This window comes from Bacillus sp. TCT6 (assembly GCF_056033845.1).
In genome coordinates this window covers 4,928,332-4,942,280 of record NZ_JBVYHX010000001.1, presented here as the reverse complement: position 1 = coordinate 4,942,280, position 13,949 = coordinate 4,928,332, and the positions used below count along the sequence as shown (strand labels likewise).

The following is a 13,949-nucleotide window of genomic DNA, read 5'->3' as shown; positions in this document are numbered from 1 at the left end:
TTATATGAACTTTCGTTTTAATGAAGAGCAGCAAATGATGAGGAAAATGGTTCGGGATTTTGCACAGAAGGAAATAGCTCCCTTTGTTCCTAGTATGGAACAAGGGGTGTTCCCAAAAGAGGTTTTACAAAAGATGGGTAATCTTGGATTAATGGGGATTCCAGCGCCTGCAAAATACGGCGGGGCAGAAATGGATTTTATTTCTTACATTCTAGCAATTGAGGAAATCTCAAAGGTAAGTGCAACAGTTGGTGTAATTTTAGCTGTACATACGTCAGTTGGAATGAATCCGATTTTATATTTCGGAACAGAAGAACAGAAGAAAAAATATGTTTCTAAACTTGCAACCGGGGAATATTTAGGCGCATTTGCTTTAACAGAGCCAAATTCAGGATCGGATGCAGGGAGTTTGAAATCAAGAGCTGTAAAAAAAGACGATCATTATATTATTAATGGATCGAAAGTGTTTATTACAAATGGTGGTGAAGCAAGTACGTACATTGTATTCGCTTCTACAAATCCAGATGCAGGAAAAAGTGGTATTTCTGCATTTATAGTAGAGAAAGATACACCTGGTTTAATCATCGGAAAAGATGAACATAAGATGGGGCTTCTCGGTTCTCGTACGGTACAACTTACTTTTGAAGATATGAAAGTGCCAGCTGAGAATTTACTTGGGGAAGAAGGACAAGGATTCAAGGTGGCAATGGCGAATTTAGATGTTGGGCGAATTGGAATCGGTGCACAGGCGTTAGGAATTGCTGAAGCGGCGCTTGCATGTGCGATTGATTATGCAAAAGAACGAGAGCAATTTGGGAAACCAATTGCGGCGCAGCAAGGGATTGGCTTCAAGCTTGCAGATATGGCAACAAGTGTCGAAGCAGCAAGGTTACTCGTATATAGAGCGGCGTCTCTTAGGGCGCAAGGATTACCATGCGGTAAAGAAGCATCTATTGCGAAATTATTTGCTTCTAAGACAGCGGTTGAAGTCGCGATTGAAGCGGTGCAAGTATTTGGTGGTTACGGTTATACGAAAGACTATCCAGTAGAACGATTTTTCCGTGATGCGAAAATCACGCAAATATATGAAGGAACAAGTGAAATACAGAAACTTGTTATTAGCCGTGCTTTATAAAAGGGCGAGGGGGAGACGGAGATGCATTTTAAACTATCAGAAGAACATGAAATGATAAGAAAAATGGTTCGAGATTTTGCTAAAAATGAAGTAGCACCAACAGCAGCTGAGCGTGATGAGGAAGAGAGATTTGATCGAGAGTTATTTGATCAAATGGCAGAGCTTGGTTTAACCGGTATTCCGTGGCCTGAAGAATACGGCGGAATTGGAAGCGATTACTTAGCATACGTAATTGCTATTGAAGAATTATCTCGAGTTTGTGCTTCAACAGGTGTAACACTATCTGCACATACTTCACTTGCGGGATGGCCAATTTTTAAATTTGGGACAGAAGAACAAAAGCAAAAGTTTTTACGACCGATGGCTGAAGGGAAGAAAATTGGTGCATACGGCTTAACGGAGCCAGGATCTGGATCGGATGCTGGTGGAATGAAGACAATCGCAAAGAGAGATGGCGACCATTATATTTTAAATGGATCAAAAATTTTCATTACAAATGGCGGTATTGCTGATATTTATGTTGTTTTTGCGCTAACTAATCCTGAATCGAAGCAGCGCGGTACGAGTGCATTTATTGTAGAAAGTGATACACCGGGATTTTCAGTTGGGAAGAAGGAGAGCAAGCTAGGGATTCGCTCTTCACCAACGACTGAAATTATGTTTGAAGATTGCCGTATTCCTGTAGAGAATCTACTTGGAGAAGAGGGGCAAGGATTTAAAGTTGCGATGCAAACATTAGATGGAGGTCGTAACGGTATTGCGGCGCAAGCTGTTGGTATTGCACAAGGGGCTTTAGATGCTTCTGTAGAATATGCAAGGGAGCGCCATCAATTTGGAAAGCCAATTGCGGCGCAGCAAGGGATTGGCTTTAAACTTGCGGATATGGCAACAGATGTAGAAGCGGCACGCCTTTTAACATATCAAGCGGCTTGGCTTGAATCAGAAGGGCTTCCGTATGGAAAAGAATCAGCGATGTCAAAAGTATTTGCGGGGGATACAGCGATGAAGGTGACGACTGAAGCGGTGCAAGTATTTGGTGGTTACGGTTATACGAAAGATTATCCAGTAGAGCGTTATATGCGAGATGCAAAGATTACACAAATATATGAAGGAACACAAGAGATTCAGAGGCTTGTAATTTCTCGTATGTTAACGAAGTAGGAACGAAAGCGTAGGTATTTTCCTACGCTTTTTCCTTCCAAAAAATAATAGAGAGAGGTGAAGGTAATGGTTAAACATAATGTACATGCATCGGTGAAAGATGAAAAATTAGTTGCGTTAAGACGTGAACAAATGATTAAAGGTGCGGTGCAACTGTTTAAACAAAAAGGATTTCCGCGTACAACAACGAGAGAGATTGCAAAAGCGGCGGGATTTAGTATAGGGACACTTTATGAGTACATTCGTACAAAAGATGATGTTTTGTATTTAGTTTGTGATAGTATATATGAACATGTAAAAGAACGATTAGAGGAAGTAGTATGTACAGAAAAAGGGAGTATAGAAAGTTTAAAGATAGCGATAACGAATTACTTTAAAGTGATGGACGAATTACAAGAAGAAGTATTAATTATGTATCAAGAAGTACGTTTTTTACCGAAAGAATCTCTCCCATATGTATTAGAAAAAGAGTTTCAAATGGTAGGAATGTTTGAGGATATTTTAGAACAGTGTACGGAAAATGGAACGTTTATATTAAATAAAAAAGAAATACAGCTTCTTGCACATAATATTTTTATACAAGGACAAATGTGGGGGTTTAGACGCTGGGCGCTGCAAAAACTGTATACGCTTGAAGAATACACAGAAATGCAAATTAGGTATGTGTTGCAAGGTGCCCATATGCTTCCGAAATAAGGAACAGACAAATTATTAATTTTATTACCATATAAAAGTTTCCCGTTTTTTTTGTAGCATATTTGTGCGACTTTTGTTTATAATGAATAGTATGGATTTTTTTAAGCAGACCGTTATATATAAGGTTATATTTGATGAAAGGAAGTGCCGCATAAGTGAATTTTAAGCAATATTCACCAGAAGAGCTAAAAGAATGTTCAATGATTGAAGTTGTACATAGCGTTTTAGGGGATAAAAGACAAGCAACGACATTCAACGAGTTGGTTCAAGAAATCGCTCAAGTGCTGGGACTATCTCAAGAGCAAGTTAATGCGAAACTCGCACAATTTTATACAGACTTAAACATCGATGGACGTTTCATTAATTTAGGAGAAAATCGTTGGGGACTACGCAGCTGGTACCCATATGAGCAAATTGATGAAGAAATCTTACCGCAGCCAAAACCGAAGAAGAAACGTAAAGTTGAAGAAGACGGTTTTGACGACTACATTGAAGAAGATGAAGATGACTTTGACGATGCAGACGGAAATGCAGACGAAGAAGATGATGTAGAAGATTTGGACAAGGTTCTTGAAGAAGAAGACGGAGATGACGACGATCTTGATGATTTAGAAGAAGATGAAGAAGACGACTTCGCTGAAGAAGAACTTGAGTATGATGAAACTGAAGAAGAAGAGGAAGAACTGTAGTTCTTGACTTTTCATTATCGTCCATGTAGAATCATTTTTGGGCTCTTTAAAAAAGGACGATAATACTTTTAAAGTGTAAATATAAAAGAAAATTGCTCCCTACTTATTACTTTATGTGATGAGGGGAGCAATTTTCTTTTTTGTTTTTTGTTTAGAAAATAAAAAGAGTCTAACAATAAGATGGATACAGTGTTATCTACATACGTTGCGCTTTGCAACGGTGATTATATAACAGCAAAATAGAAGGGAGCTTTTTCATGACTAAGTATATTTTTGTAACAGGCGGTGTAGTATCGTCTTTAGGAAAAGGTATTACAGCAGCATCTCTTGGAAGACTTTTAAAAAATCGTGGTTTAAATGTAACGATTCAAAAGTTTGATCCATACATTAACGTAGACCCAGGGACTATGAGCCCATACCAACACGGTGAGGTATTCGTAACAGATGATGGCGCAGAAACTGACTTAGACCTTGGTCACTATGAGCGTTTTATCGACATTAACTTAAACAAATACAGCAACGTAACAACAGGTAAAATTTACTCTTCAGTTCTTCAAAAAGAGCGTCGCGGTGAATATTTAGGAGGAACAGTTCAAGTTATTCCTCACATTACTAACGAAATTAAAGAGCGCGTATATCGTTCTGGCCGTGAAACAAATGCGGATGTTGTTATTACAGAAATCGGTGGAACTGTTGGTGATATCGAGTCTCTACCATTCTTAGAAGCAATCCGTCAAATTAAGAGCGACATCGGTCGTGACAATGTAATGTACATTCACTGTACGTTAATCCCGTACTTAAAAGCAGCGGGTGAAATGAAAACAAAACCAACACAACATAGTGTTAAAGAACTTCGTAGCTTAGGTATTCAACCAAATATTATCGTTGTTCGTACAGAACTTCCTGTTTCTCAAGATATGAAAGACAAGCTTGCATTATTCTGTGACATCGATACAAAAGCAGTTATCGAAGCTCGCGATGCAGATACTTTATATGCGGTTCCATTATCTCTTCAAGAACAAAACATGGACCAAATCGTTTGTGATCACTTAAAATTAGACAATCCAGCTGCAGATATGACAGAGTGGACTGCGCTAGTTAACAAGGTACGTAACCTTTCTAAGAAAACAAAAATCGCTCTTGTTGGTAAATATGTAGAACTTCAAGATGCATATATTTCTGTTGTAGAAGCACTTCGTCATGCTGGTTACTCATTCGATACAGATGTAGAAGTAAAATGGGTAAATGCTGAGCACGTAACAGCAGAAAATGTACAAGAATTAGTAGGAGACACAGATGGTATCCTTGTACCAGGTGGCTTCGGCGATCGTGGTGTAGAAGGTAAAATCGTTGCGATTCAATATGCTCGTGAAAACAAAGTTCCATTCTTAGGAATTTGCTTAGGTATGCAACTTGCATCAATCGAATTCGCACGTAATGTATTAGGTTTAGAAGGTGCTAACTCTTCTGAAATTAACCCTGATACACCATACGCAATCATTGACCTATTACCAGAACAAAAAGATGTAGAGGACCTAGGTGGTACACTTCGTCTTGGTCTATACCCATGTAAGCTTTCTGAAGAAACAAATGCTTACAATGCTTATAATGAGCCGGTTGTATATGAGCGTCATCGTCATCGTTATGAGTTCAACAACCAGTTCCGTCCGGATATGGAAAAAGAAGGATTCGTATTCTCTGGTACAAGCCCAGACGGTCGTCTAGTTGAAATCATTGAATTAAAAGACCACCCTTGGTTCGTAGCAGCACAGTTCCACCCAGAACTTGTTTCTCGTCCAAACCGTCCACAACCATTGTTCCATGACTTCGTAAGAGCTTCTATTACGAATAAAGAGAGCAAGTAATAAAAAAAGCGCCGTCACTTTAAAGTGACGGCGCTTTTTTTTAATATTCGTTTAACATTTCATCGATTGTAAATTTGATTCCGTGATAAGCAAATAAAGCTACTATTAAGCTTGGGAACCCGTAGCGATTACCTTCATCGTCTGGAATAAGGCCTTTTAACAGTTTTGTATCAATATGTACGTCTGTATATTGTTCCAGTGATTTCGTACCTTCTTGAAGAGCAGAAATGCCGACAATAGAGTGTCCCTCTTCTTGTAGTTTTTTTGCAATTTCTACAACTGCTTCATCTGTTGAAAAACGGCTAATAAGAAGTACACGATCCGCAGAGGTTACTTCTGCTTCTTTACCATTTTCAAATAAGCGTTTTGCTTGCTTCATTGGTTCAGCACCGAATAGTGCTTCGGTAACAACACCATCCATTTCATTTGTACCATATAAATAAATGAAACCATCGCCAATTAGTGCTTGAGCAAGTAAACGAGCGCTATCTTCTATATTCATTTCTTCTTTTTGAGAAACTCTGGAGAAATAACCACTTAATTGAGTTGAAAAAATTTTTAACATAATGTTACTCCCTTCGTACGTGTTTGCCGGCTTTCATTATAGTTTATTTTTTTAGAAAGGTGAAATCGTAGGGTAGCATAACAAAATAGGAAACGGTAAAATAAGAAAGAATAGGAAGGAATTTGCCAAAGAATAGCGAAAATAAATCGTTAAGATATAAGAAGCTTTAAATCTTGTACTTACACAGAAAGGTTGGGAATTATGGAAGGTAAAATTTTAATCGTTGATGATCAATATGGGATTCGTGTGTTATTACATGAAGTGTTCCAAAAAGAAGGTTATCAGACATTCCAAGCAGCGAATGGATTTCAAGCTTTAGATATCGTGAAAAAAGATAATCCGGATTTAGTAGTATTAGATATGAAAATTCCAGGCATGGATGGTATAGAGATTTTAAAGCATGTAAAAGAAATTGATGAGAGTATTAAAGTCATTTTAATGACTGCTTATGGAGAGCTTGATATGATCCAAGAAGCAAAAGATTTAGGTGCTTTAATGCATTTTGCTAAACCATTTGATATTGATGAAATTCGTCAAGCTGTGAGAAATGAGCTCGCTGTAGAGGCGTAAAAATGAATTTTTTATAAAAAATATGGAAAAAAGCGTTTACATGGACTATTGTGCAGGTGAATACGGTTGAGTTTTTGAGTACAAGTTGTTATCCTATTGAGTGTAGAAAAAAGTCCGGTATGTAGATATACATATTTTACCTTATTCTGGTCATACTACCAGCGATAAGAACTTATCGGATACAAAAAACGTTTTTTAGGAGGATTCACCATGCCTTTAGTTTCTATGAAAGAAATGCTAAACAAAGCACTAGAAGGAAAATACGCAGTTGGTCAATTCAACATGAACAACTTAGAGTGGACTCAAGCTATCTTAGCTGCTGCGGAAGAAGAAAAATCTCCTGTAATCCTAGGTGTATCTGAGGGTGCAGCTCGTCATATGACTGGTTTCAAAACAGTTGTAGCTATGGTTAAAGCTTTAATCGAAGAAATGAACATCACTGTTCCTGTAGCGATTCACCTTGACCATGGTTCAAGCTTCGAAAAATGTAAAGAAGCAATTGATGCAGGTTTCACATCTGTAATGATCGACGCTTCTCACCACCCATTCGAAGAAAACGTTGAAACTACTAAACAAGTAGTAGAATACGCACACGCTCGTAACGTATCTGTTGAAGCTGAGCTTGGAACAGTTGGCGGACAAGAAGACGACGTAATCGCTGAAGGCGTAATTTACGCTGATCCAGCAGAGTGTAAGCACCTTGTTGAAGCAACAGGTATCGATTGCCTAGCTCCAGCTTTAGGTTCTGTACACGGTCCTTACAAAGGTGAGCCTAACTTAGGATTCGCTGAAATGGAACAAGTTCGTGACTTCACTGGCGTACCTTTAGTATTACACGGTGGTACTGGTATCCCAACTGCTGATATCGTAAAAGCTATCTCTTTAGGTACTTCAAAAATCAACGTAAACACTGAGAACCAAATCGAGTTTACAAAAGCTGTTCGTGAAGTATTAAACAAAGACCAAGAAGTTTACGACCCTCGTAAATTTATCGGACCTGGCCGCGACGCTATTAAAGCAACTGTTGCTGGTAAAATGCGTGAGTTCGGTTCTAACGGTAAAGCGTAAGAATAAAATTCCGTTTTGGAAACCGTCTAGTCTTTTAGACGGTTTCCTTTCGTTGTATAATGAAAGCGTGAACAAGTCGAAAGATTTTATCATTTTTGGTTTTTAAATAGAAAATAATGTGCATAGTCCTATTAATAAATGTGATAACGTATCTAAATTGATAAAGTGAATTCGATGAATAGTTGATCTTTATCTATTCGTGCTACAGGAGAAATGAAGATAATGGTTTCCTATTTATCCCGCATTAAAGGGCAGTAAGACCCCCACCTCAAAATTTAGTGGAAGCAAAGAAGTTAGGTGGGGGTCAACTGCCCGTAAAAGCCCGATTGGTTCAACTAATAACCAGTGGGGGATAAACACCCCCGACTAATTAAAGTTTCACTTTATTGAGTTTTGGGATGGAAAGAGTAATTGAGATTCTTAAGGGGAGCTTTCTATAAAAATATAGAAAGTAAATACATTCACAAGAAGGGAGCTCAATATGGAAAAATTGCTAATTGAAGGCGGAAGAGCTTTAAATGGAACAATTCGAGTAAGCGGTGCAAAGAACAGTGCCGTTGCATTAATTCCAGCGACAATTTTAGCAGATACTCCAGTAACTATTGGTGGTGTCCCTAATATTTCGGACGTGAAAATGTTAGGAGACTTACTAGAGGAAATTGGAGGGAAAGTAACTTATGGACAGGAGGAAGAGATGGTAGTCGATCCTTCTAACATGGTTGCAATGCCTTTGCCAAATGGAAAAGTGAAAAAGTTGCGCGCTTCTTATTATTTAATGGGTGCGATGCTTGGCCGTTTTAAAAAAGCTGTTATTGGGCTTCCGGGTGGATGTCATTTAGGACCGAGGCCAATTGATCAGCATATTAAAGGGTTTGAAGCGCTGGGTGCACATGTTACAAATGAACAAGGTGCCATCTATTTAAGGGCAGATGAACTACATGGAGCACGTATTTATTTAGATGTTGTTAGTGTGGGAGCTACGATTAATATTATGCTAGCAGCTGTACGAGCGAAAGGTAGAACTGTTATTGAAAATGCAGCGAAAGAGCCCGAGATTATTGATGTAGCTACATTGTTAACAAGCATGGGAGCACGTATTAAAGGTGCTGGTACAGATGTAATCCGAATAGATGGTGTGGACTCTTTACATGGTTGTCACCATACTATCATCCCAGATCGTATCGAAGCTGGTACGTATATGATTCTAGGAGCTGCATCAGGAGGAGAAGTAACGGTTGATAACGTTATTCCTCAGCACTTAGAATCAGTTACTGCAAAGCTAAGAGAAGCTGGTGTTCAAGTTGAAACGAACGATGATCAAATTACGGTGAACGGTAATAGAAAGTTAAAAGTAGTTGATATCAAAACGCTTGTATATCCAGGTTTTCCAACAGATTTACAACAGCCGTTTACGACGCTTTTAACAAAAGCGCACGGGACGGGAGTTGTAACAGATACAATTTACGGTGCCCGTTTCAAACACATTGATGAATTACGTCGTATGAATGCTCAAATTAAAGTAGAAGGTCGTTCGGCAATTGTAACTGGTCCTGTGTTACTGCAAGGTGCAAAAGTGAAGGCGAGTGATTTACGAGCGGGAGCGGCACTTGTTATTGCAGGGTTAATGGCAGATGGAATTACAGAAGTAACAGGACTTGAGCATATTGATCGAGGTTATGAGAATATAGTGGACAAGCTTAAAGGGCTTGGAGCAAACATTTGGCGAGAACAAATGACAAAACAAGAAATTGAAGAGATGAAGAACGCATAAGTGATACTTCCGCAAGGGGGAAGCGAAGCATCACTACTTGCGGAAGTACACTTTATAGAAAAACACGGTTCACAAAATACGGCAGAAATATAAAGACTTAAAGGAGAGGGATTATTGTGGAAAGAAGTTTATCTATGGAGTTAGTACGTGTAACAGAGGCTGCAGCATTATCATCAGCGCGTTGGATGGGGCGCGGGAAAAAAGATGAAGCAGACGGTGCAGCAACATCAGCTATGCGTGATGTATTTGATACAATTCCGATGAAAGGTACAGTTGTAATTGGTGAAGGTGAGATGGATGAAGCACCAATGCTATATATCGGAGAGAAATTAGGTACAGGATATGGACCACGTGTAGACGTTGCAGTTGATCCTTTAGAAGGGACAAACATCGTAGCAGCTGGTGGCTGGAATGCTCTTGCTGTTATTGCAATTGCAGACCATGGTAATTTGTTACATGCTCCTGACATGTACATGGATAAAATCGCGGTTGGCCCAGAAGCAGTTGGGGCGGTCGACATTGATGCGCCTATTATTGATAACTTACGTGCAGTTGCGAAAGCGAAAAATAAAGATATTGAAGATGTTGTAGCGACAGTTTTAAATCGCCCACGTCATCAAGAAATTATCGAAGAAATTCGTAAAGCTGGTGCTCGTATTAAATTAATTAATGATGGAGATGTAGCTGGAGCGATTAATACAGCGTTTGATCGTACAGGTGTAGATATTTTATTTGGATCTGGTGGAGCACCTGAAGGTGTATTAGCAGCAGTTGCTTTAAAATGTTTAGGTGGAGAAATTCACGGAAAACTATTGCCACAAAACGAAGCTGAATTAGCGCGTTGTAAAAAAATGGGCATAGAAGACATTAATCGTATCCTTCGTATGGAGGACTTAGTAAAAGGTGACGATGCAATCTTTGCAGCAACAGGTGTAACAGATGGAGAACTATTACGCGGTGTTCAATTTAAAGGTAGCGTAGGAACAACGCAATCTCTTGTTATGCGTGCGAAATCAGGCACAGTTCGCTTCGTAGATGGTCGTCATAGCTTAAATAAAAAACCGAACTTGGTTATTAAGTAAAAGGTGGAAGCGGCTCGCTCAGAATCGCAGGACATTGGAACTCTCGACCTTGAAGCGCTCTTTGCTTCGAGTGAGAGAGTGAAATGACCGGAGATTCTAGCCGCTGGAACTGGATTTAAGTAAAAAGCGTAAGCAGCTTGCTCAGAAGGGGAAGGCATTGGAACTCCTGACGAAGAGGCGTTTTGTGCCTCGCAGGAAGGGGTGAAATGACTGACCATTCTAGCTTGCTGAAGCTGGATTAAATAAAAAGCGTAAGCGGCTCGTTCAGAATGGGAGGGGGATGGAGCTTCTGACGTAGAGGCGCTTTTTGCCTCGCAGGAAGAAGTGAAGCCACCGACCATTCTAGCTGCTGAAGCTGGATTAAATAAAAAGCGTAAGCGGCTCCTTCAGAAAGGTTAAAATGGTCGATCTTTTTAACTATCGGAGCTGGAACTAAACTAAATAAGAAGCGAAGACAAATTTTCTTGTCTTCGCTTCTTGTATTTGTGTTCCAACGTATTGATTAAAACTAGATAAAAGGGTTACAATAGTGAATATTACCCTACTTGAACTTATTGCCTTTCATTATTAATTATTTGCCTTCCGTATTTTTCCCTTTACCCATGAAAAAAGAGAATAACGTTAAAGTGTGGTGTCTGAATGAATTTGTCAATTGCAGCATTAGAAAACATGAAATTAAAAGAGTTATACGAGCTTGCGAAAGAATTTAAGATTTCGTATTATAGCAAGTTAACGAAAAAAGAGTTAATCTTTTCTATTTTGAAAGCTCGAGCAGAAAAAGAAGGTTTCTTTTTCATGGAAGGCGTATTAGAAATTATTCAATCAGAAGGATTTGGATTCCTACGTCCTATCAACTATTCTCCAAGCTCAGAAGATATTTATATCTCAGCTTCGCAAATTCGTCGTTTCGATTTACGTAATGGAGACAAAGTTTCTGGTAAAGTACGACCTCCGAAAGAAAATGAACGCTATTTTGGGTTATTACAAGTTGAAGCTGTAAACGGAGATGATCCAGATTCAGCAAAAGAGCGTGTGCATTTCCCTGCATTAACACCATTATACCCAGATCGCCAAATGAAATTGGAAACGGAACCGAAAAAGTTACCGACACGTATCATGGATTTAATCGCACCAGTTGGATTTGGACAACGTGGTTTAATTGTTGCGCCTCCAAAGGCTGGTAAAACAAGTCTATTAAAAGAAATTGCACACAGTGTTACAACAAATCATCCAGAAGCAGAATTAATTGTTCTTTTAATTGATGAGCGTCCAGAGGAAGTAACAGACATTGAACGTTCTGTTAAGGGTGACGTTGTAAGTTCTACTTTTGATGAAGTACCAGAAAATCATATTAAAGTAGCTGAACTTGTGTTAGAACGTGCAATGCGTCTTGTAGAGCACAAAAAAGATGTTATCATTTTAATGGATAGTATTACCCGTTTAGCGCGAGCTTACAACCTCGTTATTCCGCCAAGTGGTAGAACATTATCGGGTGGTATCGACCCAGCGGCTTTCCATAGACCGAAGCGTTTCTTTGGAGCTGCACGTAATATTGAAGAAGGCGGTAGCTTAACGATTTTAGCAACAGCCCTTGTTGATACAGGATCTCGTATGGACGATGTTATTTACGAGGAATTTAAAGGAACTGGAAATATGGAACTTCACTTAGATCGTTCGTTAGCTGAACGTCGTATCTTCCCAGCGATTGATATTCGTCGTTCTGGTACACGTAAAGAAGATCTATTAATTCCAAAAGAGCATTTAGACAAGTTATGGGGCATTCGTAAAACAATGCGTGATACACCAGACTTTGTTGAAAGTTTCTTACGTAAGCTTCGTCAAACGAAGACAAACGAAGAATTTTTACAAAACATTGTTGCAGACTCTAAAAGGTATGTAACAACTAAGTAAAGGGAAAAGATTGGGACTCGCTTATTTTATAGTAAGCGAGTTTTCTTATGCCTTTTAGGTGATATTAAAGAGAGAAATAAGTGGGAGAACCTTAGCTGGTCAGAGCTGAGCGAGCCCAAGCCACTTTAAATTTCAAAAGACAAAAACAGGTAGTTGCAAAATGAAGTTAGCCTTGTTATAATTTCATCATATGTGTTTCATCAATATAGTTGTGTATGCAGCTGAAGATGAAAAACTCTGTTTCGAAAATGATTCAGGGCGGAAGGAGATGAAAAGAATGAAAGCAGGAATTCACCCAGATTACAAGAAAGTTGTATTCATGGACACAAACACAGGCTTCAAATTCTTAAGCGGGTCTACTAAAGGCTCTAGCGAAACTGTTGAGTGGGAAGATGGTAACACTTATCCATTACTAAAAGTTGAGATCAGTTCTGATTCTCACCCATTCTACACTGGACGTCAGAAGTTTGCTACTGCAGACGGACGCGTTGATCGCTTCAATAAGAAATACGGTATCAAGTAATAAAAACATAAAACAGGCAAGTGTATGTATTCGCTTGTCTGTTTTTTTTGTGAAAATATTATACCTTTACCCTACTTTTAACTAAAAAGTAGATGAAAGGAGAGCTTCATGTACTTAATAAATCAAAATGGCTGGATTGAAGTGATTTGCGGTAGTATGTTTTCTGGTAAATCAGAAGAGTTAATCCGCCGTGTGCGCCGTACGCAATTTGCAAAACAACATGCAATTGTATTTAAACCATGTATTGATAATCGCTATAGTGAAGAAGACGTTGTATCACATAACGGATTAAAGGTAAAAGCAGTTCCTGTTTCAGCTTCAAAAGATATATTTGAACATATCACTGAAGATATGGATGTAATTGCAATCGATGAGGTACAATTCTTTGATGGGGACATTGTGGAAGTGGTGCAAGTATTGGCAAATCGTGGCTATCGTGTCATTGTAGCTGGTTTAGACCAAGATTTCCGTGGTCTACCATTTGGACAAGTTCCTCAGCTGATGGCAATTGCTGAACATGTAACAAAGCTACAAGCAGTATGTTCTGCATGTGGATCTCCGGCAAGTCGTACACAACGATTAATTGATGGAGAACCAGCGGCATTTGATGATCCGATTATTTTAGTTGGGGCTTCAGAATCGTATGAACCACGATGTCGTCATTGTCATGCAGTTCCTACAAACAAAGACAAGTAAAACTCGCTGCGCAAGGCGGGTTTTTTTCAGAATGGAGAGTGTGGGTGGTGTGAGCCACTTATGCTTTTAAATATTATCTAGCTCCAGCGGCTAGAATCTCCGGCCATTTCACTCTCTCGCTTGAAGCAAAAAGCGCTTCAAGGTCGAGAGCTCCAATGGCCTGCGATTCTGAGCAAGCCGCTTACGCTTTTAAATATAATTTGCGTTTTTTTGAGTA

13 protein-coding genes are annotated in these 13,949 nt (G+C 39.1%); 12 read left to right on the top strand and 1 reads right to left on the bottom strand.

Going from position 1 to position 13,949, the window contains the following annotated elements:
• Nucleotides 1–4 precede the first annotated feature (4 nt).
• From AC0ONG_RS25465 to pyrG, 5 genes are all read left to right on the top strand, one after another.
• Nucleotides 5–1,135 carry an acyl-CoA dehydrogenase gene (locus AC0ONG_RS25465; RefSeq protein ID WP_074790964.1) on the top strand — a complete coding sequence of 377 codons (1,131 nt, stop codon included), beginning with the start codon at nt 5–7 and terminating at the stop codon, nt 1,133–1,135.
• Between the two features lie 21 nt (nt 1,136–1,156).
• Nucleotides 1,157–2,296 carry an acyl-CoA dehydrogenase AcdA gene (gene acdA, locus AC0ONG_RS25460; protein WP_000545547.1) on the top strand — a complete coding sequence of 380 codons (1,140 nt, stop codon included), beginning with the start codon at nt 1,157–1,159 and terminating at the stop codon, nt 2,294–2,296.
• Nucleotides 2,297–2,362: 66 nt separating this feature from the next.
• Complete coding sequence (locus AC0ONG_RS25455; protein ID WP_000238594.1) at nt 2,363–2,992, top strand: TetR/AcrR family transcriptional regulator; 630 nt, start codon at nt 2,363–2,365, stop codon at nt 2,990–2,992.
• A gap of 155 nt (nt 2,993–3,147) precedes the next feature.
• Nucleotides 3,148–3,681, top strand: a complete 534-nt coding sequence (gene rpoE, locus AC0ONG_RS25450) for a DNA-directed RNA polymerase subunit delta (RefSeq protein ID WP_001009774.1) — start codon at nt 3,148–3,150, stop codon at nt 3,679–3,681.
• A 257-nt stretch (nt 3,682–3,938) separates the two neighbouring features.
• Nucleotides 3,939–5,546 carry a CTP synthase gene (gene pyrG / locus AC0ONG_RS25445; protein ID WP_000170448.1) on the top strand — a complete coding sequence of 536 codons (1,608 nt, stop codon included), beginning with the start codon at nt 3,939–3,941 and terminating at the stop codon, nt 5,544–5,546.
• Nucleotides 5,547–5,586: 40 nt separating this feature from the next.
• Here the strand turns inward: pyrG and AC0ONG_RS25440 are convergent, their stop codons facing one another.
• Complete coding sequence (locus tag AC0ONG_RS25440) at nt 5,587–6,111, bottom strand: DUF2529 domain-containing protein (RefSeq protein WP_000912391.1); 525 nt, start codon at nt 6,109–6,111, stop codon at nt 5,587–5,589.
• Nucleotides 6,112–6,312: 201 nt separating this feature from the next.
• On the opposite strand from AC0ONG_RS25440, the gene spo0F reads away from it, so the two are divergent.
• The 7 genes from spo0F (at nt 6,313) to AC0ONG_RS25405 (ending at nt 13,732) form a co-directional block, all read left to right on the top strand.
• Nucleotides 6,313–6,681: a sporulation initiation phosphotransferase Spo0F gene (gene spo0F, locus AC0ONG_RS25435; protein ID WP_000398594.1), complete on the top strand. Its 369-nt coding sequence runs from the start codon at nt 6,313–6,315 to the stop codon at nt 6,679–6,681.
• Nucleotides 6,682–6,891: 210 nt separating this feature from the next.
• A complete protein-coding gene (locus AC0ONG_RS25430; RefSeq protein WP_001131856.1) occupies nt 6,892–7,749 on the top strand; it encodes a class II fructose-bisphosphate aldolase in 858 nt (285 codons plus the stop codon).
• A gap of 481 nt (nt 7,750–8,230) precedes the next feature.
• On the top strand, nt 8,231–9,520 hold the full coding sequence (gene murA / locus AC0ONG_RS25425; RefSeq protein WP_000413248.1) for a UDP-N-acetylglucosamine 1-carboxyvinyltransferase: 1,290 nt from the start codon (nt 8,231–8,233) through the stop codon (nt 9,518–9,520).
• A 116-nt stretch (nt 9,521–9,636) separates the two neighbouring features.
• Nucleotides 9,637–10,602, top strand: coding sequence for a class II fructose-bisphosphatase (gene glpX / locus AC0ONG_RS25420; protein ID WP_000442340.1), 966 nt, complete (start codon nt 9,637–9,639; stop codon nt 10,600–10,602).
• A gap of 639 nt (nt 10,603–11,241) precedes the next feature.
• Nucleotides 11,242–12,513 carry a transcription termination factor Rho gene (gene rho, locus AC0ONG_RS25415; RefSeq protein ID WP_001053903.1) on the top strand — a complete coding sequence of 424 codons (1,272 nt, stop codon included), beginning with the start codon at nt 11,242–11,244 and terminating at the stop codon, nt 12,511–12,513.
• A 277-nt stretch (nt 12,514–12,790) separates the two neighbouring features.
• Entirely contained in the window at nt 12,791–13,036 is a 246-nt protein-coding gene (locus AC0ONG_RS25410; protein WP_000643435.1) for a type B 50S ribosomal protein L31, read from the top strand.
• Nucleotides 13,037–13,144: 108 nt separating this feature from the next.
• Complete coding sequence (locus AC0ONG_RS25405) at nt 13,145–13,732, top strand: thymidine kinase (protein WP_000280851.1); 588 nt, start codon at nt 13,145–13,147, stop codon at nt 13,730–13,732.
• The last annotated feature ends 217 nt before the right edge of the window (nt 13,733–13,949 follow it).